The organism is Edaphobacter flagellatus, assembly GCF_025264665.1.
GTDB classification, from domain to species: domain Bacteria; phylum Acidobacteriota; class Terriglobia; order Terriglobales; family Acidobacteriaceae; genus Edaphobacter; species Edaphobacter flagellatus.
The window spans coordinates 3,921,203-3,945,069 of the sequence record NZ_CP073697.1; the positions used below are offsets into that span (position 1 = coordinate 3,921,203).

The 23,867-nt window shown below is 57.8% G+C and carries 22 protein-coding genes; 5 read left to right on the forward strand and 17 right to left on the reverse strand.

What is annotated here, in order from left to right:
- The first annotated feature begins 30 nt into the window (after positions 1–30).
- Entirely contained in the window at positions 31–1,077 is a 1,047-nt protein-coding gene (locus tag KFE13_RS16410) for a tetratricopeptide repeat protein (protein WP_260704567.1), read from the forward strand.
- 557 nt (positions 1,078–1,634) lie between these two features.
- Here the strand turns inward: KFE13_RS16410 and sdhB are convergent.
- The 9 genes from sdhB to KFE13_RS16455 all read right to left on the reverse strand — a co-directional run bounded on the left by sdhB (position 1,635) and on the right by KFE13_RS16455 (position 10,402).
- On the reverse strand, positions 1,635–2,396 hold the full coding sequence (sdhB, locus tag KFE13_RS16415; protein ID WP_260704569.1) for a succinate dehydrogenase iron-sulfur subunit: 762 nt from the start codon (positions 2,394–2,396) through the stop codon (positions 1,635–1,637).
- A 12-nt stretch (positions 2,397–2,408) separates the two neighbouring features.
- Positions 2,409–3,404, reverse strand: a complete 996-nt coding sequence (locus KFE13_RS16420; RefSeq protein ID WP_260704571.1) for an acyltransferase family protein — start codon at positions 3,402–3,404, stop codon at positions 2,409–2,411.
- 160 nt (positions 3,405–3,564) lie between these two features.
- Positions 3,565–3,777: a DUF4233 domain-containing protein gene (locus KFE13_RS16425; protein ID WP_260704572.1), complete on the reverse strand. Its 213-nt coding sequence runs from the start codon at positions 3,775–3,777 to the stop codon at positions 3,565–3,567.
- Positions 3,778–3,901: 124 nt separating this feature from the next.
- Positions 3,902–5,677, reverse strand: coding sequence for a succinate dehydrogenase flavoprotein subunit (gene sdhA / locus KFE13_RS16430; protein ID WP_260704574.1), 1,776 nt, complete (start codon positions 5,675–5,677; stop codon positions 3,902–3,904).
- A 355-nt stretch (positions 5,678–6,032) separates the two neighbouring features.
- Positions 6,033–6,809 (reverse strand): succinate dehydrogenase, encoded by a 777-nt coding sequence (locus KFE13_RS16435; protein WP_260704576.1) that lies wholly within the window; start codon positions 6,807–6,809, stop codon positions 6,033–6,035.
- 288 nt (positions 6,810–7,097) lie between these two features.
- The gene (locus KFE13_RS16440; RefSeq protein WP_260704577.1) at positions 7,098–7,718 is read right to left on the reverse strand and encodes a non-canonical purine NTP pyrophosphatase; all 621 of its coding nucleotides are present in this window, start codon (positions 7,716–7,718) and stop codon (positions 7,098–7,100) included.
- Positions 7,715–8,500 carry a hypothetical protein gene (locus tag KFE13_RS16445; RefSeq protein ID WP_260704578.1) on the reverse strand — a complete coding sequence of 262 codons (786 nt, stop codon included), beginning with the start codon at positions 8,498–8,500 and terminating at the stop codon, positions 7,715–7,717. The genes KFE13_RS16440 and KFE13_RS16445 overlap by 4 nt, the downstream gene beginning before the upstream one ends.
- Before the next feature lie 19 nt (positions 8,501–8,519).
- The gene (locus KFE13_RS16450) at positions 8,520–9,935 is read right to left on the reverse strand and encodes a hypothetical protein (protein ID WP_260704580.1); all 1,416 of its coding nucleotides are present in this window, start codon (positions 9,933–9,935) and stop codon (positions 8,520–8,522) included.
- A 98-nt stretch (positions 9,936–10,033) separates the two neighbouring features.
- The gene (locus KFE13_RS16455) at positions 10,034–10,402 is read right to left on the reverse strand and encodes a hypothetical protein (protein ID WP_260704582.1); all 369 of its coding nucleotides are present in this window, start codon (positions 10,400–10,402) and stop codon (positions 10,034–10,036) included.
- Between the two features lie 79 nt (positions 10,403–10,481).
- On the opposite strand from KFE13_RS16455, the gene KFE13_RS16460 reads away from it, so the two are divergent.
- Positions 10,482–10,946 carry a secondary thiamine-phosphate synthase enzyme YjbQ gene (locus KFE13_RS16460; RefSeq protein WP_260704584.1) on the forward strand — a complete coding sequence of 155 codons (465 nt, stop codon included), beginning with the start codon at positions 10,482–10,484 and terminating at the stop codon, positions 10,944–10,946.
- On the opposite strand, the gene KFE13_RS16465 is transcribed toward KFE13_RS16460, so the two are convergent.
- Genes KFE13_RS16465 through KFE13_RS16475 form a run of 3 tightly spaced genes read right to left on the reverse strand, consistent with a single transcriptional unit; the run spans position 10,912 to position 12,732 of the window.
- Positions 10,912–11,667 carry a flagellar motor protein MotB gene (locus KFE13_RS16465; protein WP_260704586.1) on the reverse strand — a complete coding sequence of 252 codons (756 nt, stop codon included), beginning with the start codon at positions 11,665–11,667 and terminating at the stop codon, positions 10,912–10,914. The genes KFE13_RS16460 and KFE13_RS16465 overlap by 35 nt on opposite strands.
- Positions 11,664–12,443 (reverse strand): flagellar motor protein, encoded by a 780-nt coding sequence (locus tag KFE13_RS16470; protein ID WP_260704588.1) that lies wholly within the window; start codon positions 12,441–12,443, stop codon positions 11,664–11,666. The genes KFE13_RS16465 and KFE13_RS16470 overlap by 4 nt, the downstream gene beginning before the upstream one ends.
- Before the next feature lie 22 nt (positions 12,444–12,465).
- Complete coding sequence (locus tag KFE13_RS16475) at positions 12,466–12,732, reverse strand: flagellar FlbD family protein (RefSeq protein ID WP_260704591.1); 267 nt, start codon at positions 12,730–12,732, stop codon at positions 12,466–12,468.
- Between the two features lie 241 nt (positions 12,733–12,973).
- On the opposite strand from KFE13_RS16475, the gene KFE13_RS16480 reads away from it, so the two are divergent.
- The 3 genes from KFE13_RS16480 (at position 12,974) to fliS (ending at position 15,824) form a co-directional block, all read left to right on the forward strand.
- Positions 12,974–13,822 carry a flagellin gene (locus KFE13_RS16480; protein ID WP_260704592.1) on the forward strand — a complete coding sequence of 283 codons (849 nt, stop codon included), beginning with the start codon at positions 12,974–12,976 and terminating at the stop codon, positions 13,820–13,822.
- A gap of 156 nt (positions 13,823–13,978) precedes the next feature.
- On the forward strand, positions 13,979–15,352 hold the full coding sequence (gene fliD, locus KFE13_RS16485; RefSeq protein ID WP_260704595.1) for a flagellar filament capping protein FliD: 1,374 nt from the start codon (positions 13,979–13,981) through the stop codon (positions 15,350–15,352).
- A 4-nt stretch (positions 15,353–15,356) separates the two neighbouring features.
- Positions 15,357–15,824, forward strand: coding sequence for a flagellar export chaperone FliS (gene fliS / locus KFE13_RS16490; RefSeq protein ID WP_260704596.1), 468 nt, complete (start codon positions 15,357–15,359; stop codon positions 15,822–15,824).
- Here the strand turns inward: fliS and KFE13_RS16495 are convergent, their stop codons facing one another.
- The 5 genes from KFE13_RS16495 to KFE13_RS16515 all read right to left on the reverse strand — a co-directional run bounded on the left by KFE13_RS16495 (position 15,825) and on the right by KFE13_RS16515 (position 23,848).
- Entirely contained in the window at positions 15,825–17,630 is a 1,806-nt protein-coding gene (locus KFE13_RS16495; protein WP_260704598.1) for an ABC transporter ATP-binding protein, read from the reverse strand. It lies immediately after the preceding gene.
- Positions 17,631–17,722: 92 nt separating this feature from the next.
- On the reverse strand, positions 17,723–18,379 hold the full coding sequence (locus KFE13_RS16500; RefSeq protein WP_260704600.1) for an FKBP-type peptidyl-prolyl cis-trans isomerase: 657 nt from the start codon (positions 18,377–18,379) through the stop codon (positions 17,723–17,725).
- 42 nt (positions 18,380–18,421) lie between these two features.
- Positions 18,422–20,788: an LPS export ABC transporter permease LptG gene (lptG, locus tag KFE13_RS16505; protein WP_260704602.1), complete on the reverse strand. Its 2,367-nt coding sequence runs from the start codon at positions 20,786–20,788 to the stop codon at positions 18,422–18,424.
- 70 nt (positions 20,789–20,858) lie between these two features.
- On the reverse strand, positions 20,859–23,507 hold the full coding sequence (locus tag KFE13_RS16510; protein WP_260704604.1) for an ABC transporter permease: 2,649 nt from the start codon (positions 23,505–23,507) through the stop codon (positions 20,859–20,861).
- Positions 23,504–23,848: a PadR family transcriptional regulator gene (locus tag KFE13_RS16515; protein ID WP_260704606.1), complete on the reverse strand. Its 345-nt coding sequence runs from the start codon at positions 23,846–23,848 to the stop codon at positions 23,504–23,506. Before KFE13_RS16515 ends, KFE13_RS16510 begins: the two co-directional genes overlap by 4 nt.
- Positions 23,849–23,867: the final 19 nt, after the last annotated feature.

Here is a 23,867-nt window from a genome sequence, read left to right on the forward strand (position 1 = left end):
TAGACTCTAAAAGAGTTGCAGGGGACTGAGATGAAGTCGCTCGGTGTGTATGCTGCATTGGCTGTCGCGATAACAATGGCTGGGGTGCAGATTGCGGGTGCTCAGACGCCGGATAGTCCCGGTGCTACCGCAATACAGCAGAACTCGGAGATGCAGCGTAGCTTAGCTGAGGCGCGAAAACTGATTGACCGAGGCAGAGCCGCAGATGCGCTGAAACAACTGGATGCGTTGACAGCAGAGAAGCCAGGTGCTGCTGGCATCAATACGCTACGAGGCACGGCGCTGTATGCACAAAGCAATTTTGCCGAAGCGGATACAGCATTCGACAAGGCATTGAAGCAAAACCCGCGCGATGAAGAAGCCACGCAGATGCGTGGGTTGACTCTGTTTCGGTTGGGGAGGTCTGCGGAGGCGATTCCATTGCTTGAGGCCGCTCACAACTGGACTCCAGAGACGAAGACCGATCCGAGCTATGCGCTGGCCCTCTGCTATATCGATACGCACCGTTACGATGATGCTCGCCATGCCTTTGCTTCGCAGTACGGCTTCGGACCGAATTCGGCGGCGGCCTATCTGCTGGCCGCCCGCATGCTGCTGCGCAGGAACCATGTTCTAGTAGCCAGGGAGTTCGGGGCAAAGGCGCTTGAGATTGATCCGCAGCTTCCACAGGCGCATCAGTTGCTCGGAGAGATTGCGCTTGCAGGAGAGCATGTGGACGAAGCGATCGCAGAATTTGAAAAGGAGCGCGCCCGCAATCCTTTAGAAGGTAGCCTCTACGATCGGCTGGGGGATGCTTATATACGTGCAGGTGATTACACGCGCGCACAACGTGCCCTGCAGCAGGCTCTTCTGCTAGAGCCGAATACGACGGGTCCTTATATTCTGCTGGGCAAAGCGCTCTTGAGAGTACAGGATGGAGTGAATGCGGCACTTTATCTGGAACGCGCGGAGAAGATGGATCCCGGCAACACGATGACCCACGCATTATTGGGGCAGGCGTATCGAATGCTGGGGCGCGCGGAGGATGCGAAGCGCCAGAGCGAGTTTGTACAGAAGCTACAATCCGCAGATAAGTGACAACTGAATTTATTCGGTAACGACACCGCACCTACTACAAGTACGTGCTCCATCGAAGATTGGAGATATCTTTCCACCCTCGTGGGGAGGACAGTATTTAGAGGATGAGCCACAATGCTTCGACCAACTACGAATGCAACTGGAGAATAGTTGCTTATATTCAGTCTGTTTGAAGGACATTTTGTGGGAGCTTAACCAAAAGTTTTGGAGTGCTTTCCTCCTGTTGAATCTTGCTGTTGCACTTGCCGAAGCACAGACGAATTACGTTGCGTTACGTAGGATGGTATTGGATCCGCAGGACCTGGGGATACCGTCGGCGAGCATCACGTTAGATGAGAAGACGTGGCGAGGCCGTTCCTGCCTCTAGTCAGAAACTGATTAAAGTCATGCGGCAGGGAGACTTTATGGGCATCTCTAAATGCCACCACGTCGGCTTTGGCTAGCGGTGGGTTTAATTGAAAACCGTGAACATCGGCTCCAAAGACAGGTGGCTGCCTACTCCGCAAGAATGCTAACGCGTCCGTTATGCGTGAGGTATCGATTCCGGGCACGAGACGCTACCGCGTGAACATGTCCTTGACCTGCTGGATGAAGACATCCCGGCCCATGTCGCTGATGGCCTCGGTGAGGGGGAGTTCCTTGGGGCAGGCTACGACGCAGTTCTGGGCGAAGCCGCACTCCTGAATGCCGCCTTCGCCGGAGAGGGCGCGGAGGCGGTCCTCTTTCAGCACGGCGCCGGAGGGGTCCATGTTGAAGAGCTTGGCCTGCGCGATGGTGGCTGCTCCGACGAAGTTGGTAGAGACGTTGAACTGCGGGCAAACCTCCATGCAGCAGCAGCAGGAGATGCAGTTGGAGAGCGGATAGCGCTGTTCCTGCACCTGCGGGAACTGCTTGGGACCGGTGCCGAGGTCGTAGGTTCCGTCGATGGGCACCCAGGCCTTGACTGTCTTGAGGTTTTCGAAGAGGACGGAACGATCAACGGCGAGGTCGCGGACCACGGGGAACTTGGAGAGCGGGGCCAGCGTGATGGGCTGGCCGGGTCGCTCGGCCTGGAGCTTGTCGACGAGGGCGGAGCAGGCCATGCGGGCTTTGCCATTGATCAACATCGCGCAGCTTCCGCAGATCTCTTCCAGGCAGTTGGAGTCGTAGGTTACGGGCGTGGTGGCTTTGCCGGCGATATCGACGGGATTGAGCGCGATTTCACCAAGCACGGAAGTGATGTTCATGCCGGGGCGATAGGGGATCTCGAACTTCTCGATGACGGCTGCAGTATCGGGGCTGGCCTGACGCTTGATCTCGACTTGGATGGTGGTGGGCATGGTCATTTTTCCTTAGCTTGGTGTAACGGCGGGATAAGGGGTTTTGATTCGCCGTGAGTGTGCAAATGCAAGAGATGGTTTTTCTACAAAGAACCAGGAGAGGGCGGCACCGAGGGCGACGGCCACGAGGGTAACGATAAGGGCGGCCCAGGGGTGTGCGGCGTAGAGTCCGGCGGCAACGACGATCTGGATGATGGGCCAGTGCAGGACGTAAGTGCCGTAGGAGAAGTCTCCCCAGCGCGTGGGGCCTTTGACGGTGGGCAGCAGCAGCGAGGCCGCGAGAGTGAGTGTGGCGACGGCGGCGGGGCGCAGGATGAACCATCCGGTGATGGCGTGCGCGACGTACATGAGGGCGGCGGTGAGGGTGATCCAGCGGCCGTTGGCCTCGAACCAGCGGAGGTGATAGTGGATGAGCGCACCGATCATGAAGAAGGAGAGCTGGCCTGGGAGCTGCACGGCGAGGGTCTCATGGTTGGCCATGGCGATGCGGTAGATGATGGAGAGCGCGAACAGCGTCCAGAGGACGGCGTCGCGATGGAGACGGCGGCAGAGCCAGACGATGATGGGGACGGCGATGTAGAACATCACCTCGATCTTGATGGTCCAGAGAGCTCCGTTGAGAACCGGCATCGGGTTGTTGGGGAAGACGCCGGGGATGGAGCTGTGCAGGAAGGTGGCGAAGCTGAGGTTGGCCAGCAGGAAGGGACCGACGTGATAGCTGTGGTAGTAGAAGGCGATGGCGAGGCAGAGGGCGGTGGCGAGCCAATAGCCTGGCAGGATACGAGCCGCGCGTTTGATCCAGTAGTCGCCAAGCGAAGAGGCGCGTTCCCAGCTGGCGAAGATGAGAAAGCCGGAGATGGCGAAGAAGCCTTCGACGGCAAGGTGGCCGCTGAAGTAGCGGGGGAGCGGCTCAAAGAGGGGAGCACCGCTAACGTGGCCGACGTGAAAGAAGACAACGACGGTGGCGAGGAGCAGTCGGATGATGTCGAAGTTGTTCTCGCGCTTCATCGAGTGGGCACCCGCCTTGCTGCGTATGGATGGTTGGTAGCACGAACGAAATGCGGAGGTTCCTCGGTTCCGCGCTGACGCGCTCCGCTCGGAATGGCACGATCACAATGAGGCGCAGGGACATCGCACTGGCGCGGCGTGTGGGTGTCGCGCGTGCCGGTTACGCGGTGCCAGTCTTGCCGGAGCGGCGCTCCCGCTCGAGCAGAACGGTGGCGATCCCGGCCTCTTCGCTCGACAGTGACCTGCCCGGACCTGCGATCTGCTTCATGCGCTCCTTGACGCGGTGCGTGAAGAAGAAGGCATAGGCCCAGATGGCGATGAAGATCACCGGAAGGACGAAGAAGACGAAGTAGTGCGATGCCGTCTCTGTCATGAGCGGTTAGATGGTGCCAGCCGCGTTGGAGGGTACCTGAGGGCATCGCTTTTGTGTCTTCCGGGGCTAAAGCCCCATGGTGATTCTCCTTTTCCGTGAGCTGACGCCCACGGCTCCCTCCGGGTCAGGCGGTGGCGTCGTAACGGCGTGGCCGCGGCTTGATGTACTGGATGTCGACGTCCTCGAACTCGAACTTGGGGGCGCTGTCGACGAAGCTGGCCTTGGTGGTCTTGAGGAACTGCTCGTCATTGCGGTCGGGGAAGTCGGGCTTGTAGTGGGCTCCGCGGGACTCGTCGCGGAGGCGTGCGCCCTGGACGATGACGCGGGCTAGCTCGAGCATGTTGTAGAGCTGGCGGGCGAAGGCGAAGCTGGTATTGGCCCACTGGCTCTTGTCCGAGAGATTGATGTTGCGATAGCGCTGCTGTAGCTCGACGATTTTGGCGTCTGCCTCATCGAGCCCGGCGTTGTAGCGGATGATAGTGGCGTGCTTGGTCATGGTGTCGCCAAGCTCACGCCAGATCTTGAAGGGGTTCTCGGTGCCGGGGTTGTTGAGAAGGATATTGTTGTATTCCTTCTGGCGCTGGAGCTCGGCTGCGTGGCCACCGTCGCCCTCGGCTGCGGGGAGAGACTTGGCATATTGCAGGGCCTGCGGTCCGGCGACGAAGCCGCCGTAGATGCAAGAGAGGAGGGAGTTGGCTCCGAGGCGGTTAGCTCCGTGGATGGAGTAGTCGGCCTCGCCCGCGGCGAAGACGCCGGGGATGTTGGTCTGCTGGTTGAAGTCCACCCAGAGGCCGCCCATGGTGTAGTGCATGCCGGGGAAGATCTTCATGGGGACTTTGCGGGGGTCGTCGCCTACGAACTTCTCGTAGATCTCGAGGATGCCCTCGAGCTTGTGCTGGCGCTCAGGAGAAAGGTGCGAGACGTCTAGGTAGACCTGCGGCTGGCCGTCGATGCCCATGCCGTGCTCGTACACCACCTTGAATATTGCCCGGGTGGCTACGTCGCGCGGGACGAGGTTGCCGTACTTGGGGTACCACTCTTCGAGAAAGTACCAGCGGTCGGACTCGGGAATGGACTGCGGGGCGCGCTTGTCATTCTTGTCCTTGGGGACCCAGACGCGGCCGCCCTCGCCGCGGGCTGATTCGGACATGAGGCGCAGCTTGTCTTCGCCGGGGATGGCGGTGGGGTGAACCTGGATGAACTCACCGTTCGCGTAGTAGGCGCCCTGCTGGTAGAGCGCGGACTGTGCGGAGCCGGTGCACACCACGGAATTTGTGGACTTGCCGAAGATAGCTCCGTTGCCGCCAGTGCAGACGATGATGGCGTCGGCAGGGAAGGTGCGCAGCTCCATGGTGCGGAGGTCCATCGCGCAGATGCCGCGGCAGACGCCGTTATTGTCGAGCACGGCGGAGAGGAACTCCCATCCTTCGTACTTGGTGACCTTGCCTTCGGACTCGTAGCGGCGAACCTGTTCGTCGAGCGCATAGAGAAGCTGCTGGCCGGTGGTGGCTCCAGCGAAGGCTGTGCGGTGATATAAAGTCCCGCCGAAGCGGCGGAAGTCCAGCAGGCCTTCGGGGGTGCGGTTGAAGGGGACCCCCATGCGGTCAAGCAGGTCGATGATGGCGGGCCCCATGGCGGTCATGGCCTTGACGGGGGTCTGATTGGCGAGGAAGTCCCCGCCGTAGATGGTGTCGTCGAAGTGCTTATAGACGTCGTCGCCCTCGCCCTTGAGGTTCTTGGCGGCGTTGATGCCTCCCTGGGCGCAGACGGAATGCGAGCGCTTGACGGGGACGATGGAGAAGAGGTCGACCTTGCCGCCAGCTTCGGCGATTTTGATGACGGCGGAGAGGCCAGCGAGGCCGCCGCCTACGACGATGATTCTGGGAGTTGCTGCTGCCATCCTTTACCTACCTATCAAAACCTTGTGCTTGAACTGCAACGGGATTCTCTACCCTGTGCTGCGACGGTACTGCGAACCTCCAACAGACCGCTGTAATGAATCCGAATATGAGAAGCAATCTTGCTAACAATCTGCGATGACTGTTCGGAAACAACTCTTTGTGGCGGATGAACACCTTGTCGAGCCATCTGCGCCGTCCCATCCAATTTCGGGAATTCTCAACTTCTTCAAATGGTTCAACGCGCTCCGTACTTTTCGAATTTACTTGGGTGACGAGAGAGTCATAGACAATGCCATACGCAATAAACAAAGCCACTGCAAGTAATGCCAATGGCCAACTCAGAGCGGGATACACTTAGCGCGCCTCTCCAAGATGTGATGGAATCATCGGCGTCGGTAACGTCATTTTGGCGGTTTGTGTTGGCATGACGTCTTCGGGAGCCGGTGGTGCGGTGACGACGGCGTAGATGCTGACGAGTCCCATGAGGCAGAGCGCGATGCCGACGACGGCGCAGACATAGCCGAAGGTCTTGCGGGCCTTTTCGCCGGGGGTGATGCCCCACTTGGCGGCGAAGAGCCAGATGCCGTAGGCAAAGTGCCAGGTCGTGGCGATCATGGCGATGACGTAGATGGCGATCATCCACGGATTGGAGAGCTCGTGCTGGACCTTGGCGAAGGCCGCGCCGGGGTGCTCGGGGAGCGAGACGCCCATGAAGCGCTGCCGCAAGACGTGCTGAATGATATAGAGGAAGGCGATGATGCCGGTCACGCGCTGGGAGATGTACATCCAGTTGCCGGCCCAGGGGTAGACGTTGACGTTGGTGCGTCCGCGGAAGGCGATGAAGAGGCCATAGAGGGCGTGGAAGGCGAGCGGGATGAAGATCAATCCCCACTCGAGGACGCGGACCAGCGGCAGGGAGTTGAGGAAGAGCACCTGCTTCGCGTAAGCGAGGGGGCCATTGACGATCTCGAAGTTGGAGACGATGTGCTCGATGAGGAAAGCGCCGATGGGGACGATGCCGGTCAGAGAATGGAGCTTGTGCCAGAAGAAGGAGTGGCCCTCGCCCGCGCGGAGCGGTTGCACGCCGCGGATGGGTGCGGCGGAGGGGGCTGGCGGGGTGGCGGTAGCCATGGAGGAACTCCTTGAAAACGTTGGGAGTGCTGCTGCGGATGGATTTCTGCAGCAGGGTGATTATTCCGCCGAGGTTATATCAGCGTCAAGAAATCAAAGGCTTTCCGTGCGGTTATCGGGAGATTTGTGCGAATTCTGGGAGCAGGCGGTTGGAGCGAGCCGCAAATCCTTCGAACTAGCTGCGCTCCGCTCAGGATGATACGTTGTCGGGAGCGAAGCGTCGTGACGGACGGAGCGAAATGCTGGGTTCCTCGGCTCGCTGCGCTCGCTCGGAATGACAGTTCTTTATTACAGATGTTGGGAAAGCTCGGCGAGGAGGGCTGTAAAGGCGCGGCCTCGGTGGCTGAGGGAAAGCTTGGTTTCTAGGTCGATCTGGGCCATGGTGCGTTGGTGGCTGGGAAGGTAGAAGAGTGGGTCGTAGCCGAAGCCGCCGGTGCCTCGGGGTTCGGTGAGGATCTCGCCTTCGACGGCTCCGTGGCCGATGGCGAGGAGGTGGCCGTTGCGTGCGGCGGCGAGGACGCAGTGGTAGCGGGCGCTGCGTTCGGTGAGTGGGACTCCGGTGAGGAGGGAGATGAGATAGAGGTTGTTGCGTTCGTTAGTGCTTAGAGGTTTATCGGTCGCCGGGTGGAAGTTGTGGTCGTCGGCGAAGCGGGCGGAGCGGACGCCGGGACGGCCGTGGAGGGCGTCGACCTCGAGGCCGGAGTCGTCGGCGATGACGATGAGGCCGGGGGAGTGACTGGAGTAGTAGCGCGCCTTGGCGATGGCGTTGCCTTCGAACGTAGGTTCGTCCTCGGGCGGCGGAGCGATGGCGGCGAGATTTGGCAGAGGCTCAATGGAGATGTGGGCGGTGTTGGCGACGGCGAAGTCGCGGAGCTTGCCAGGGTTGGATGTGGCTACATAGAGGGTCATTGGTGGATCTCGTCTTCTGTGCGAACTTCGTCTGGGGCGAGTTCTGTCTTGTCCAAGATTACTTGGATCACTTTAACGCTAGGCTCAGAACCGCCGTCACCCACGGCATTCGCGCTCAGCAGGCGACCATCTTTGAATTCGATAAGGAGATCCTTATGAGCCTTGAAACTTCCATCACGAAGCTTGTAGCCGTCAACCATGGTCAACCGAATGATGTCTGAGTAACTGAAAACCTCGGGTTTGAGTGAGGCGTAGTGCGTCCAGAGAATGTTCGTGTTCGTCAGGGTCAATCGTTCTGGAAGAGTCAAGAGTGTAAAGACAGCAATTGGAAGAACCAGGAAGAGGTTGATAGCGCCCATCACGCGAAAGCAATCGAATCCGGACTTTTCGCTAGCTTCTGCTTCAATGTATCTGGCTTCGTCGCTATACGCACTTCGCCGTAGTAGTGAGATCATGAGCGGCCACGGTACCGCCAGCGCCGCAAACCCGGGTAAGAAGTACCAGATCGCTGTGATGGGAAAGGCTTGCGCTAAAGGTTGTCCATCTAATTTTGCGAATAAGTGGTTGATGATACGAAGAGCAAAATACCCTCCAATGGCAATGACTAGTCCCATTGTGATTGCGATCGTCCTGAAGGCGCCGGTTGGGAGCCTCTTTCCTTCATAGCGATCATAACGATCAAGCTTTGTATTTACTTTCGCGGGAAAATATTTGCGAAATGCGACAAATGCGAGGGCAACGGTTAGAGGGACTAATAATTTGCCTAGCCATGAGAGGTCCATCGCGCAAAAGAATAACAAGCTACTGTGCGATGCGGAAGCGGAGGAAGGCGGCTACTCCCCACGGGTGGTCGCCGTAGGTGGTTTGGAGGGCCTGCGGCGTGTTGTAGGTGGTGAACTGCGCGCCGGGGGCGGCGGTGATGTGGCGGCCTATGCGGAAGTCGCGGTCGTAGCCGAAGCTGAAGGCGGCGACGTGGCCGATGGGTTCTTCTTCAAAATCTGGAGGAACGGGTTTGCCGGGCGTGAGAAGGAGTTGGTTGGTGCGGGCGGCGTTTTCGATACGTGTCCAGACGTAGTTTTTGTTGGCGAACTTGAGCAGTGATTCGGCGAGGTAGCTGTTTAGCTTACCGTGCGAGCTGGTGCGTCCCCAGACGAGGGTGTTGGACCAGTTGCCGGTAGAGAGTTCGTTGGCGTCGCGTGGGCCGAAGGGGCGGTTGTACATGATGGATGCGGTCTGGCGTTGCTGGGTTTCGTGTGCGCCGGGCTCGGGGTTGGCGATGTGGGCGATGGAGTATTGGCCGCTCCAGTTGGCGTTGGGGGCGATGGTGATGCGGGTGGAGTAGCTGTCGATGGCGAGGCCGTTTTCGGAGGGTTGGAACTGCCAGCGGTCTTCGCCGGGCTCGCCGCCGTGGAAGCCGGAGCCTTCGATGCGTGCCCAGCGCCAGGTGAGGCCTGTGGTGATGACGTTGTAGGCGATGTGGGTGGAGTCCTCCTGATGGTGGCCGAGAGCGGCGAGTGGGTTTTCAGACGCCGACATGCGGTGCGGGTAGGCGGAGGGGCCGATGGCGGGGTCGCCGATGGGTGCAACGTAGAAGCTGAGCAGGGTGCGCTCGCTGAGCTTGATGTCGTAGAGAGCGGCGACCTCCATGAAGAAGTTGTGCGGATGCTGGCCGTCGATGATGGGTTTGCCGAATGCGGTTTCGCCCTGCTGGAAGAGGAGCGGGTACTGGCGCGCGGTGATGGTTGCCGGTTCGAGCGAAAACATGGTGCGAAGCGTGAGCTGGCCGGGGCCGAGGCGGCGCATGGCCATGGGCATGACCCAATTGGTGGAGAAGAGCTTGTCTCCTCCGCGGCGGCCTTCTGGTGTTTGCGCGGCTTGTTGTTGGATGTCGGTGACGAAGGCCTCGCCGTGCAGCATCCACATCCAGGCGCCGTGGTGTCCCATCAGCATGTACATCGGTGTGGATGCGGGCTCGGAGGTGGTGCCGGAGGAGAGATGGTTGAGCTGCGATTCGATGAGATTGGTAGCCTGGCGCATCTGCATCATGCCCTGCATGCCGGGCATGTCCATGCTCATCGTGGACATGTCGTGCATGTCATGGTCGTGATGCTCGGCGGGCGGTTTGTTCTCTTGAGAGGAAGATGTCTGGGCGGTGATGGCGGCGGACAGAAGCAGAAGGCCAGTCCACCGCAGTGCGGAAGTGGTACGGGATAGCACGGGAGATTCTCCTGAGGGTGAAGAGGAAGGTCGGCTCCATCTTTGCGAGCACGCAAAAGCGAGCCGCTAGCTGGAGCAGTCTTCAGGCGGAGAGATTCTCAGATTCGAAGGACTTGTAAGGTTCGTGGAGGGAGTAGCGGTGCTGATGTATCGACAGTGGCGTTCGCAGCGGCTACCTGGATGAGCACGGGCAGCGCGGATTGTGCTGCCGATGCGGTGGCCTGATGGTCTGCGATTGTGACGCAGTCGGTTGCTGCTGGCTGATGATGCACAGTGCAGCAGGAGGCCGACATCTGCGGTTGGTCGTGGCCGGGAGGGCAGCACTCATGTCCCGGAGCGCTGATCTGCATGGGCATCGCGGCATTTGTGGAGGTGTCGGGCGGAGTCGCTACAAGGCATGCTGCCGAGCTGACAAAGAGGATCAGCAGGCAGAACACGGCAACGAGGCTGGAGAATATCCGCGGCATCGACTTAGTTAGTGTAAACCTTCATAGCCTCGCGTGATGTGTCTCGCTCTCCAACGGGTTATACATAGATTCAGATCGAATGAATCCACAAAACGAGGATGATGCAAAGACGATGTCCGAGATGAAGGCGCACACAGAGTATCTGACGTTCAGAACGAGGGAACGTTATGAGATGGTTCATATTACCGACGAGATCGAAGAGATTGTGCGGCGCAGCGGCATCGACGACGGACTGTGCTTTGTGTCGCCGATGCATATTACAGCCGGGATCTATGTGAACGATCACGAGGACGGGCTGATTGAAGATATCGGCGTGTGGCTGGAGAAGCTGGCTCCGCGCTGGCCGGGATACAAGCATCACAGGACGGGCGAGGACAATGCGGATGCACACCTGAAAGCGTTGCTGCTGCACCATGAGACGACGTTGCCGGTGACGAAGGGGAGTCTGGATCTGGGGACGTGGCAGAGGGTGTTCTATGCGGAGTTCGATGGGCAGCGCTCGAAACGAGTTATCGTGAAGGTGCTCGGTCTCGCAAAAGGATGATGTCGACTCGGCGATTCTGGCTGCGACCTTCTTCGGTGGCATTGGAGGCTACAGGGTGGTACTCGGCATAGCCTGCCGCGGCGAGATTGGTGGGCTGAATATTGCTGCGTTCGAGCAGAAGCCGTGCGATGGCAGTGGCGCGTGCAGTGGAGAGTTCCCAGTTGGTGGGGTACTGATCATTGTGGATGGGGACATTATCGGTGTGTCCTTCGACGCGCACGGGAGCATTGGGCAACGTTGTGGCGAGCGCCGTGAGCATAGCCATGGAAGCGACACGCACTTCGGCTGATCCGGAGGCGAAGAAGCCGATTTCGTTGAGAGAGATGACGAGACCCTCTGGAGTCATGTGTGTGGTGACGCTGCCAGGAGGAATGCCTCCGCTGGCAGATTGCGTGCGGAGCAGGCGATGGATGCGAGCCTCGGTTTCTTCGAGATGGGTGCTACCTACGGGAGGCATGGGCAGAGGAATGGCCGCAGGTTTTGTCTGGCTGGGCGCGAAGCTGTTATCTGCGATGGGTGGAGTCTTGGAGTGCGATTCGAAGATGCCGAGCGGGGTGAAGGCAGATTGCATGGCAGCAGCGACCTGGCTCTGCTTCTTTTTGTCGGACTGGCTGGAGGCAAATAGAACGACGAAGAAGGCGAAGAGCAGTGTGATGAAGTCGGCGTAGGAGACTAGCCAGCGCTCGTGGTTGACATGCTCATGTTTTTTCTTTCGGCTCACGCTGCCGCCTCCGCCGTGCTTTCGGTTTGTTTGTCGTCAAGCAGGAAGGTGCGGAGCTTGGTCTCCATCATGCGCGGATTCATGCCTTCCAGGATGGAGACGACGCCTTCGAGCATCATCTCCTTGATCATCTGTTCTTCGCGATGACGAATCTTGAGCTTGCCGGCGACGGGAAGAAAGATGAGGTTAGCGAGCGCGACTCCATAGATGGTGGCAACGAAGGCGACGGCGATACCACGTCCGACTTCTGTGATGTTATCGAGGTGCTGCATGACCTGGATGAGACCGAGGACCGCCCCGATAATGCCTACCGTAGGTGAGTAGCCGCCTGCGGCTTCAAAGACCTGCGGGATTTTTTCTTCCATCTCGGTTTTATTGTCGAGCTCCATTTGCATAATCTTGCGGACTTCGCTCGGCTCGGTTCCGTCGATGGCAAGCATGAGGGCCTGTTTGAGGAAGGGATCACTGACAGTAGGGAGATCCTGATCGAGAGAGACGATGCCGCTCTTGCGTGCCTTATTGGCGAACTGCACGAGTTGTTTGAGCACAGTTTCGCCATTGGAGCTTCCTGAGAAGAAGATGCGAGCCATGCGCTGTAAGGCGGCGAGAAATATCTTGAGCGGAAATTGAAGCATAACGGCGCCCATTGTCCCACCGATGACGATGAGCGCGGCGGTTGGCTGCGTGATCTGCGAGATGCTGCCGCCTTCGATCATCATGCCGGCAAGAATGCCGAGGATGGCGACGATGATGCCACCGATGCTGGCGATATCCATAAAACGTCCCTCTGCGATGAAGCTAGGTATTAGAAGTCTGTGTGCTGCGTTCCTGCGTCTCTCTCGCACTGCATGCGCCGAGAGCGGATGCAGCCTCGGGCCACGCGGCGCGCAGGACAGAGGCGCGATAGTCCAGTGCGCGGCGCATGACTTCGCTGCGCGGTTCGAGGACGACCAGTTTTTCTCCGGTGACAAGTGTTAATACAGTGTCCGGAGCAGATTCGGCGTATTTGATGAGATCGCAGTTGATGCTGAGTCGGCTGCCGTTCAGGCGCGTCAGTTCGATCATGAAGATATTCCTCATGGCTCTCATCGGCGTATTGCGGCGCAGTAATAGGGAGAGAGGCGGAGTAATCGAAGGTAATGAATGAAGTGACAGGCGACTCAAGTCACGACGCCAAGGGCCGATGAGTTGGGAGAACGCAAAGCCTTTCGCAAGGTCAGACGGATGGAGGGGAGACCCAAGAGCCGGATCGCCAGGGACAGGCAGTGCGGTAACTCAATTTCGAGTGATAGAGGAGCGTTCCCCAATGTCCTTGGGTGTATTGAATAACATTTCGGCAATCTACGCGCAGACTAACCTGAACCAGACCCAGGCGAGCCTGCAGAACACACTCACGCAGCTCTCTTCCGGTTCGCGCATTAACAGCGGTGCGGACGACGCGGCAGGCCTTGCGCTGGCCGACGGACTGCATGCGAACGTTGCGGCTCTTACGCAGTCGTCACAGAATGCCAGCGCGGGCGTCGGTCTGCTGCAGACTGCAGATGGCGCTCTGGCGCAGGTGACCAACCTGCTCAACCGCGCGATTACGCTGGCGACCGAGGCTGCCAACGGCACGCTGAACACCAATCAGGTCAGCTCGGCCGACCAGGAGTACCAGAACATCCTGACCGAGATCGCCAACATCGGTACCACGACGAACTACAACGGCCAGAACGTTTTTTCGGCGACTCCGGTCAAGATCTTCGTCAGCGACGGTACTTCGTCGGGATCAAGCACCTTCAACGAGACCATCGGCGTGCTGACCAAGGCGAGCGTTGGTACGACCTCGGCTGGTGCAGGGGCTGACCTGACGACCAACGCCACACTGGATGCGACGACCGCCACCAACATCCTTACCACGCTCACCTCGGCAGTACAGAATGTCGCCTATCAGCGCGGTACGATCGGTGCCAACATCAACCAGCTCAATGCGGCTTCGAACGTGGCGAGCTCACAGTCGGTCAACCTGTCCTCGGCAGAGAACAATATCCGCGCTACGAACTTTGGCCAGGCGACCAGCGATATGGCGAAGTACAAGGTACTGAGCCAGACGGGCATTGCTGCTCTCTCCCAGGCAAATGCTGTGCAGCAGGATGTGCTGAAGCTGCTGCAGTAGTTGTTGCTGTAGTACAGCGGTTGCGGGTGGGAGACCTGCTCGCAACCGCGTTCTTTCCTGCGCCTAAAGCTGATCTGGATGAGAGAACTCTTATGCAGAAGCCGCTGCTTTGGCGATGAAGTTGCTTGATAGTGGTCGGAAAGTAAGGAGATGTAGATGGGCACGGTTGGGCTAAACTTTGGGGCGATCAACAGCGGGACCGGCATCGATGTGGCAGCTACCGTTTCGCAGATTATTGCAGCAGAGCAAGCGGTGGAGACACCGTGGAAAAACCAGCTGACGACTCTGAAAGCGCAGGACACAGCGTTTAGTTCAATCGGCACCGATCTTGCCACACTATCTTCTTCGCTGCAGGCGCTGACTGGATTCAGCGGAGTTTTTGCTGCCAAACAGGGGGCCAGTTCCGATACGAATGTGATTGCACTGAGCTCGGCAACGTCGACTGCCGTGGCGGGCAGCCACTCCATCACCGTGAACTCTCTGGCTCAGACTTCTTCGATGTACTCGGGAGTGATTGCAAATGTCGGCGATACACTTAGCGGGTCGCTCACGATCCAGATTGGCAGCGGTACTGCACAAACGATTACGGTAGGCAGCACCAGCAATACATTGTCCTCGCTGGCGGCAGCCATCAATGGGGCTTCAATTGGTGTGCGCGCAAGTGTGATCAAGGACACGACAGGATCGCGTCTTTCGCTGGTGAGTGCGACGAGCGGAGCTGCGGGGCAGATCACACTCAGCGGATCGCTGACGGATGCAACGACGGGAACATCTGTATCATTTCAGCAAGGACAGCAGGGGCAGGATGCGAGCCTCAATATTGATGGATTAGATATAACGACGGCTTCGAATACGGTCTCGGATGTTATCCCGGGTGTGACCTTTCAGATACTTGCGGCAACAGGCTCATCGCAGCCGGTGCAGGTTCAGATTGCCAACGACAATAGCACGATCACGCAGGCGATGAGTGCGTTTGTTACGGCATACAACGCTGTGGTGACGGATATCAAGACGCAGGAAGGAAAGGATGCCAATGGCAGCGCGCAGCCGTTGTATGGCGATCCTACGTTGGCTCTGATCCAGAGCCAGTTGTCCTCGGGACTGCTTGGCGGCTCCGCCAGCGGCGCGATTACCAGCATTGGGCAGCTGGGGCTTTCGATTGGTCAGAATGGAATGCTTACGCTCGATAGCGGGCAGTTGCAGTCTGTGTTGAATACGAATTTCTCCGATGTGATGGGGTACTTCCAGAACGTCAACAGCTTTGGGCAGACGCTAAACAAGTCTCTGAATGGGTTGAGCAGCACATTGACGTCTGGCGCTATTTATCTTGCCCTGCAGCAGAATGCGGCGCAGGAGACATCCCTGAACAAGAACATCAGCGACCAAGAGACGCGAATTGCTGCCGACAAGGCGCGTCTTACGGACCAATTGAATACAGCGAATCAGATACTTCAGGATCTGCCGAACCAGATCAATGCTGTCAATCAACTCTACAGCGCGGTGACGGGCTACAACCAGCAGAACGGATAACGACATGATGACGAACTATCAGGAGCAATCGCTGGCTGGAGCTACAGGAGTAGAGCTTGTGGTGGCCTTGTATAACGGGCTTGTGCGGTTTCTCTACCAGGCGCTTGCATGTATCGACGAAGGCGACATACGTGGTCGGCGGATTTCAGTGAAGAAGGCGTTGGATATCGTGATGTATCTGCAGGCACGCCTGCGCCTTGATCTTGGCGGAGAGACGGCGGCATCGCTAAGTGACTTCTATGCTGCGATTTTCACGATGACGCTGGAAGCTTCGCACGAGGATTCGCACGACAAGATGGAAGAGGTGATCCAGTGCGTGCGGAGTGTGCGCGAGGCATGGATTATCGCTGCACGCGATCCTGAGGCTGGCCGTGTTCTTCCCCGTGAGTTGAGAACGCAGGAGGAGCGATTTCTTGCTCCGGCTGTCGTGGAAGCCGTGGGAGAACCTGCGTCTGCAGGCTGGTCTGCATAATTAAATTGCTACGGAAAGCTCTTCTTCGAGACGTTGTTTTTCGTAGAGGCTGGTGTAGTAGCCATTCCGTGCGATGAGCTCGTCGTGAGTTCCCAGCTCGGCGATGCGTCCGTGTACAAGGACAGCGATCTGGTCTGCGTTGCGAGCGGTTGAGATGCGATGCGAAATGAAGATTGTTGTTCGCTTTTGCATGACCTTCGCGAGCCCAGAGAGAATCTGCTCTTCAGTATAGGTGTCGACCGAGGCGAGTGCATCATCGAGAATGAGGATACGGGGATTGCGGATGACGGCACGCGCAATAGCTGTACGTTGCTTTTGGCCGCCGGACAGAGTGACACCCCGCTCGCCGACCATCGTGTCGAAGCCGCGTGGGAATTCTAAAATTTCAGTGCGAATGTGGGCGATACCTGCGGCGGTTTGGATCTGCTCGTCTGTAGCTTGAGGTGTGCCAAAGCTGATGTTCTGGCGGATGGTGTCGGAGAAGAGAAAGGTCTCTTGCGGCACGTAGCCGATATTTGCGCGCAGGTCGGCGAGTGGGAAGGAGCGGATCGGTTCTCCGTCGATGAGCACCATGCCGGGCGCAGCATCCTGAAGACGAGGGATCAGCGAAACCAGTGTCGATTTGCCGGAGCCTGTTGGGCCGACGATTGCGAGTGATGATCCCGCAGGAATACTCAAATGGATGCCGTCGAGAACGGTAGGGCCGCCAGGATAGGCGAAGGTGAGATTACGAAGTTCGATGCTGCCCTGGATGGAACACCGTTCAAGATGCTTCGAGTTTGCAATGGGTTCGACGTAGTCCGTACCGCGCTGCGGTTGGCAAGCAAGAAGAGTGGGATCGTCGGCGATGGAGGGTTGTTGCCTTAGTAATTCATCAATGCGCACGACGGATGCAGTGCCGCGCTGAAAGAGGTTGACGACCCAGCCGATAGCGATGATGGGCCAGATGAGCTGAACCATGTAGACGTTGAAGCTGGCAAATTGGCCGAGTGTTATCTGGTGTCGCACAACCTGATGTCCACCGACCAGAAGCGTAATCATCAGCGAAAGGCCGAGCACGAATTCGAGCGTTGGCCAGAGCATGGCCATCAGGCGGACAAGATGGAGCGATCGGCGGATGTATTCGTGGTTGGCTTCTTCAAATGAGGCAACCTCGGCTTCTTCCTGCGCGAAGGCGCGGATCAGGCGAGCGCCGGAGAAATTCTCCTGCGCCTTGGCGGAGATGTCAGAGAACATTGCCTGAATGCGCTCGAACCGCCGATGAATGCGATTGCCGAAGTACTGAACGAGAACGGATGCGGCGGGCAGCGGCACGAAGGCGAAGAAGGTGAGCTTGGGGCTGATGCGGTACATGAAGGGCAGCGCAGCGCAGGTGAAGACGAGCGTATTGGCGCTGTACATAATTGCGGGACCCAGAAGCTGGCGTACGGCATTCAGGTCATTCGTAGTGCGGGCCATGATGTCGCCCGTGCGATGCGTATGGTAGAACTCAGGCGATTGGCGTTCGAGGTTGGCGAAGAGATCGTTGCGGAGGTCGAACTCAATCTCGCGCGATGCGCCGATAATGACCTGGCGCGTGGTGTAGAGGAAGACGGCGGAGAGTGATGCTACGAGCAGGAGGCGGAGTGCATGGAAGAGAATCTTTTGCTGCGTAATCCCATGTTGCAAATCATCGATGGCATGGCCGATGACGATAGGAACGAGCACTTTGAGTGTGTTGTAGAAGATGACGGCGATGCCACCCCAGGCAAGGGATTTCCAATAACGCTTGAGATAAGGATTGAGGGGCTTCAGCCGATCCATCATGACAATAGTTTAATCCGCTGGAAGATTAGATACGCCGGACGAGGGAAAGGTTCTGAGGCGAGCGCCCGCGCCCCGTCCGGCTTCATCATCTATTAGTTCGACTGCGGGGCAGGCGGCGTCTGTGGCTTTGGAGCGGTCGCGGGTTGGCTCGGCTCGGCGGGCTTCGCAGGCTCCGTAGGCTTGGTCTCCTGAGCCGGGGCTGCCTTTGGCTCAGGCGGTGTGTCGGACTGAGCGACCAGCTCGACATCAAAGATCAGGTCGGCCTTGGCGGGAATGACGGGAGGTCTGCCGCTTTCGCCGTAGGCAAGCTGGTAGGGAATATAGAGACGACGCTTGCCGCCGATGTGCATGCCTTCGAAGCCGGTGTCCCAGCCAGGGATTACTCTGCGTCCACCGTAGGGGAAGACAATAGGTTCGCCACCAGGATGATCATGAGAGGAGTCGAACTTCGTTCCATCGGTAAGCCAGCCGGTGTAATGGACCGTATAGAACTTGCGCGTCTCCGCGAGGGGACCAGTGCCTACTTCAATGTCGATGTAGCGCAGAGCATAGAGATTTTTGGGGGTGCCTTCAACCTTAGGTATGTTAGGAGGATTGTCGGCTGGGTTTGCCGCAGGCGCGTTAGCAGCCGGTTTTGCTGCGGTAGAGCGGCGGGCAGTAGTGGTCTTTCGTTGTGGGGTTGTCGTTGTGGTCTGTGCGGCAGCAGTTGCGGCGATCAGCACAAGGGCGAGAGAAAGTCGATGTGTCATCTTGGCATTTAGTGTAGGCCACCTATGCCAGTTTTGCCGTTTTTACGTAGGAGATCGCAGCAACAGGTAGGTACCGGCAATGCCGAAGAGGAGATCGGGAGTCCAGGCCGCGAGGACGGCAGGCAGCGTATTGACATTGCCCATAGCCTGGAAGAGTCCGTCGACAACCCAGTAGGCGATGGCCAGCCCGATGGCGGTAGCGATGCCGGCCAAAGAGCCTCGTTTGCCCATTGAGAGCGCAAATGGAATCGCAAGTATGGCCATGACGAGTGTGATAAGTGGGTAGGCAAGCTTGCGGTTAAGCTGTACGCCGAGACGCTTGGTGTCGAAGCCGGATTGCTTGAGGTCGGCGATGTAGTGTGACAGCTCGCTGTAACTCATTTCCTGTGAGGGGCGGTCTTCTTTGACGAAGTAGGACGGCTGCTCGTGAATCTCAGGAAAAGCTGTGAGTGTGAATGGCTGGTAGGACGCGATGGTCTCACCCTGGAAGGTGCGTTGCCAGCCATTTTCGAAGACCCATTGGTTAACGCGATCATTCCAGTGCGCGGATGAGGCGAAGATGCGGCGCTGTAATGCGAAGGTGGCGGGATCGAACTCGAAGACAGTCAGATTGGCGAAGACATTTTTATTGGCATCAAAGAACTGATAGTAAAAGATGCGCGCGGGACTGCCTGATGGGCCGGACTGACCGGACATCCACTTACGATCTGGACGAAGGAAGGTCTGCGCGGGCTTGTTCTTGATGACGGAGCGAAGGGCCTCCTGGCGACGATTGGCGGCCGGGAGATAGAGCTCGTCGAAGGCGAAGAGCCCGCCAGCAATCAGCAATGTGGTTATGAGGACCGGCGTGACAATGCGGTAGAGACTGATGCCCGTTGCCTTCATTGCGGTTAGCTCCGACGAGCGGCTGAGAGCGCCGAAGGTAACGAGTACGGCAACGAGACAGCAAAGGGGTGTAACGCTATAGATGATGTACGGGATGAGGTTGATCAGATAGTCGCCAACGGTGACAAGCGGTGTGCGGTTGCGGATGATGTCGCCAATCAACTCGAAGAAAGTAAAGATGATGAAGAGTGTCGAGAAAGAGAACAGCACCAGGGCGAAGTTGGTGGCGTACTCGCGCATAACATAGTCGTCGAGCAGAAGAGGGAATTGTAGCCGAAAGATGCTGCGAAACCGGCGCAGGGCCGTTGCAATGTTGAAGGAACTGGTAGAGGTGCCACGTCCACGAAAGAGGCGAGTCGTTAACTTGTTCAGTGATACGCCGAGAGAAGATATAAGGCTAAGAGCAATGCCTCCACGCGACATCTGGTAGAGCAGAAGAGCACCTGCTGCAGCAAAGAGGAGATTGGCTCCCCATACCCCCAGGAAGGGAGAGAGCTTGCCTGTCTTCGCGAAAGCTATACCAACGGAAGATAGAAAGTAATAGACGAAGACAAGAAGGATGGTCAGTACGAAACCAGTCGATTTGCCTCCGCGCTTTGAGGAGAGGCCCAGGGGGACGCCGACCAGCATCAGCACAAGGCAGGCAAATGGATAGGAAAAGCGCTTGTTTACCTCGATCCGATAAGTGCGTGCGGGGTGGCCGGGGATATTGTTATCGGGTGCGTTGGCGCGTCGCCAGAGCTCGGAGAGAGGAAGCGCCAGGATGGGGGTATCGGAGCGCCCAAGGTGCGTGTCTTCCTGGGCTTCAGTCTGGATGGGAAGATCGGTCGAGGCAAAGGTGGAAATGTTGTACTGATTGGGATCGTTGGTTGAGGTCTCGTGGCGTCCGCCGTTGAGGAGATGAAGGCGGATCGTCTGCGAGTCCCCGCTGACGACGATGGCCTGGTCGGCTGTTGTGATGTTTGGGTTCGCGGGTTGTGTGAGATCGGCGAGGAAGACGTGACGCCAGAGAGCGGCACCGGAGGCGGGGCGCACGTCCTGGATGTAGAGAACATAGTTACGGAAGTCTTCGTAGAAGACGCGTGGCTGGACTTCAAAAGATGCCTGCGCGTTTCGGATCGATTCCTCAAGCTGCAGTGTCGCGGCGGCCGAGTGCGGTGCAAGATAGAGTGAATTGAATAGGCCGAGAGCGAGCGCGACAGAGGCGAAGATGGAAACGATACGGACGAAGTCGAGCGCTCCCATGCCCGAAGCACGCATGGCGGTGATCTCTGAGTCGGAAGCGAGGCGCGAGAGGCCAAGCAGAATGCCGACCAACACTGCCATTGGAATGGTAACGATCAGGAAGTTGGGCAGTAGGTACGCAAAGATGCGGAGAACATCGGTAAAAGATGCGGAGTTGCGGACAACCAGCTCAAGAATGTGCCCGAGATCGCGCATGAAGAGCACGAAGGTGAAGAGAACTCCGCCAAGCAGTGCGTGAGAGATGACTTCGCGGAGAATGTAGCGTGTAAAGATACGCATGCCGTGGCTTGTGCTCTACCCTCAAGTGTAAAGCAGCAGCCTCGGCTGAGTGCGTATAGCGACGAATTGTTTATTCGGCTCGGAGTGCCTCGACGGGGTTGATTGAGGCCGCACGACGGGCAGGAATGAAGCTGGCCAGCAGCGCCGCGAGCCCCAGAAGGAGCGATACTGCGGCAAGAGTCGTGATGTCCCAAGAGTGTGTGCCGAAGAGCAGCTTCCTTATAAAAGTTGCGGCGCCGATGGAGCACAGAATACCGGCGACGATTCCGATAACAGTAAGTCGTCCAGCCTCCTTAAGGATGAGCTGATAGACAGAGCCACGTGCGGCTCCAAGCGCCATGCGGACTCCGATCTCACGAGTGCGCTGGCTGACTGAATAGGCGATAACTCCATAAAGTCCGATGATGCCAAGCAAAAGCGCGAGAGCGGCGAAGCCTCCGACCAGCCATGCGGCGGAGCGATGCAGATAAGCTGTCTGCGAATCGTCGATACGCTGTTGCATGGTCAACTCGTTTAATGTGCCGATGCCAGGATCGACTTGATGAACGGCGGCACTGAGAGAAGGCAGGATGGACTTTGCGTCGCCTGAAGTGCGAACAACGAGTGCGAAGAAGGCGTCGGCGTCCTGATTATGAGCCTTGTATTCGGCGGGCCAGATATCTTCGTTAAGGGCACTCTCGCGAATATTGTCAACAATACCCACGATCTCCTTGACGGAGTCAGGTGCGAGATCGCCGCCGCCATATTTTTTGCCAATGGGGTCTTCGCCGGGGAAGTATCGATCTGCAAAAGCCTTGTTAATGACAGTGACCCGGGGGCGTGTAGCGTCGTCCTGCTGCGTCAGAAAGCGGCCTCGCAGAAGCTGTGCATGGATCGTCTTGAAATAGTCTGGGCTGATCTCGCGTTCGTTGACCTCATTGTGTTCTCCATGGAAGGGATGGCCAATAACACGGATCCAGTCTGTGTTGCCATTGCCGCTGACCGGAAGAACGCTGGTGATGGCGACAGAGGTGACGCCAGGGAAAGTTGAGACCTGATCGATAATTTTGTGCGTAGCGGTAACGATCAGCTCGTCTTTGTTATAGGTAGTGGCTGGAAGCGAAACGAAGAGAGTGGCGAGATTGTTGGGATCGAAGGCGAGATCAACGTGAAGAAGGCGGTAGAAGCTTTTACCAAGGAGTCCAGCTCCGACAAGGAGTACGACGGCAATGGCGAGCTCAAGCACGACAAGATTAGCTCCGAATCGACGCCAAAGGGTTCCTGCGGAGCCCCGGTCGCCGTCGTTGAGAGCTTCGCGCATGGCTGTAGTAGGGAGACGCAGAGCTGGGGTGGCCGAGAAGATTCCCGCTGCAAGCAGGGCAATGATCAAGGTGAAGCCGAGAATATGTGGGGTGAACCCAAGGTGGGAGAGATAGGGCATGCTGGAGAGCATGTCCTTCGAGAAGAGACTAAGCAGGAGGCGTATAAGGGAGTAACCTGCAGCAAGTCCAACAACAGTTCCCGCGGCAACGAGCACGAGACCTTCGGTGATGAACTGCCGGATGAGGCGTATAGGGGCGGCACCCAGTGCTCCACGCACAGCAAATTCACGGCGACGGCCTTCTGAGCGCACGAGCAACAGACTGGAGACATTGATGCAGGCGATGAGCAATAACAAAGCAGATCCTGCAAGCAGAGTGAGCAGGATCGGGCGGATGTCTTGGACGATGAGGTCCGACAGAGGCTGAACAAAGGCTCCCTGATCGCGATTGGAGCCGGGATATTGAATTTCAAGCTGCTTTGCGATAGCAGTCACGTCCATGAGAGCGGCTTGAACAGATACGCCATCTTTGAGACGCGCGACAGCGAAGAGGTTGTGGCAACTACGACGCTTCTCGCATCCGTTGTGTTGATGTGTGGTTGTCCAGAACTCTGCCGCGCCTCGTGGAGCAAAGTGAAAATCCGGCGGCAGAACTCCGATAACGGTTGTCGGCACTCCGTCGAGGGAGATGATCTGGCCGACAACATCTTTGCGTCCTCCGAAGCGTTGAATCCATGTGTTGTAAGCGAGGATTACGGTGGCGGCGGCGTTCTGCTGATCTTCGCCGGAGTAGAAATCCCTCCCGAGCATGGGGTGGATGCCTAGTGTGCGGAAGAATCCATCGCTGACGCGAGCCGCGGGAACAGGTTCGACCCCTGAAGAGGTGCGATACAAGTAGCCCCCGCCGCTATAGACGTCGAGTGACGAGAAGGATTTATTGAGACGCTTCCAGTCTTCGTAGTCCTGATAGGAGAGATTGGAGCGCGAGAAGGATGCACCGCGTTCTGCAACATCTACCAGGCGTGTGGGATCGGCATATGGAAGAGGCTTAAGGAGAGCAGCGTCGACGAAGGCGAAGATCGCCACGCTTGCACCTATACCTAAAGACAGCATTAGCATCGCCGTAACGGTAAATCCGGGATTGCGCTGCAACTGTCGGAGGGCGTAATGCAGATCCTGAAGGACGCCATCAATGAACGGAATGGTGCGTCCTTCGCGATGAGCCTGCTTCGTATGCTCTACGCCGCCGAGTTTGCTGTAAGCCTCGCGACGGGCCTGCTCGGCAGTCATCCCGGCGCGCAGGTTGTCTTCGATGTGCATCTGAAGATGACTGGCGAGCTCGTCGGAAAAGTCCTGCTCCTGATGCTGTTTGGGAACGATACCCGTGATCCGGAGAAACCATGCGCGTATACGTTTCATGATGGTTCTCCTGTTGCCGCAAGAAAGCGGGCGAGGATGGCGGTTGTCTGTTCCCAGCTGCGCGCCTCGTGAGCAAGCTGGCGGCGGCCTGTGCGGGTCAGAGAGTAGAACTTCGCCTTACGATTGTTTTCAGATAGACCCCATTCGGACTCGATGGCGCCCTCCTGCTCAAGCCGAAGCAGAGCAGGGTAGAGCGTACCGTAATTCAGCGAGAGCAGGTCGCCGCTGGTTTGCTCAATGCGCCGTGCGATGCCATAACCGTGCAGTGGCCCCAGGGTCTCAAGAGTTTTTAGAACCATAAGGGCCAGGGTGCCTTGCCAAACGTCCGTCTTATCGCCCATGCCGCTCCTATTGTGTTGC

Bases quoted from the DNA above. Each gene is read 5' to 3' on its own strand.
- KFE13_RS16425 (WP_260704572.1), bottom strand. From the start codon at position 3,777: ATGACAGAGACGGCATCGCACTACTTCGTCTTCTTCGTCCTTCCGGTG.
- KFE13_RS16475 (WP_260704591.1), bottom strand. From the start codon at position 12,732: ATGATCGAACTGACGCGCCTGAACGGCAGCCGACTCAGCATCAACTGC.
- KFE13_RS16435 (WP_260704576.1), bottom strand. From the start codon at position 6,809: ATGGCTACCGCCACCCCGCCAGCCCCCTCCGCCGCACCCATCCGCGGC.
- KFE13_RS16440 (WP_260704577.1), bottom strand. From the start codon at position 7,718: ATGACCCTCTATGTAGCCACATCCAACCCTGGCAAGCTCCGCGACTTC.
- KFE13_RS16420 (WP_260704571.1), bottom strand. From the start codon at position 3,404: ATGAAGCGCGAGAACAACTTCGACATCATCCGACTGCTCCTCGCCACC.
- sdhB (WP_260704569.1), bottom strand. From the start codon at position 2,396: ATGCCCACCACCATCCAAGTCGAGATCAAGCGTCAGGCCAGCCCCGAT.
- KFE13_RS16480 (WP_260704592.1), top strand. From the start codon at position 12,974: ATGTCCTTGGGTGTATTGAATAACATTTCGGCAATCTACGCGCAGACT.
- KFE13_RS16410 (WP_260704567.1), top strand. From the start codon at position 31: ATGAAGTCGCTCGGTGTGTATGCTGCATTGGCTGTCGCGATAACAATG.
- KFE13_RS16460 (WP_260704584.1), top strand. From the start codon at position 10,482: ATGAATCCACAAAACGAGGATGATGCAAAGACGATGTCCGAGATGAAG.
- KFE13_RS16500 (WP_260704600.1), bottom strand. From the start codon at position 18,379: ATGACACATCGACTTTCTCTCGCCCTTGTGCTGATCGCCGCAACTGCT.
- fliD (WP_260704595.1), top strand. From the start codon at position 13,979: ATGGGCACGGTTGGGCTAAACTTTGGGGCGATCAACAGCGGGACCGGC.
- KFE13_RS16510 (WP_260704604.1), bottom strand. From the start codon at position 23,507: ATGAAACGTATACGCGCATGGTTTCTCCGGATCACGGGTATCGTTCCC.
- sdhA (WP_260704574.1), bottom strand. From the start codon at position 5,677: ATGGCAGCAGCAACTCCCAGAATCATCGTCGTAGGCGGCGGCCTCGCT.
- KFE13_RS16495 (WP_260704598.1), bottom strand. From the start codon at position 17,630: ATGATGGATCGGCTGAAGCCCCTCAATCCTTATCTCAAGCGTTATTGG.
- KFE13_RS16455 (WP_260704582.1), bottom strand. From the start codon at position 10,402: ATGCCGCGGATATTCTCCAGCCTCGTTGCCGTGTTCTGCCTGCTGATC.
- fliS (WP_260704596.1), top strand. From the start codon at position 15,357: ATGATGACGAACTATCAGGAGCAATCGCTGGCTGGAGCTACAGGAGTA.
- KFE13_RS16515 (WP_260704606.1), bottom strand. From the start codon at position 23,848: ATGGGCGATAAGACGGACGTTTGGCAAGGCACCCTGGCCCTTATGGTT.
- lptG (WP_260704602.1), bottom strand. From the start codon at position 20,788: ATGCGTATCTTTACACGCTACATTCTCCGCGAAGTCATCTCTCACGCA.
- KFE13_RS16470 (WP_260704588.1), bottom strand. From the start codon at position 12,443: ATGGATATCGCCAGCATCGGTGGCATCATCGTCGCCATCCTCGGCATT.
- KFE13_RS16445 (WP_260704578.1), bottom strand. From the start codon at position 8,500: ATGGACCTCTCATGGCTAGGCAAATTATTAGTCCCTCTAACCGTTGCC.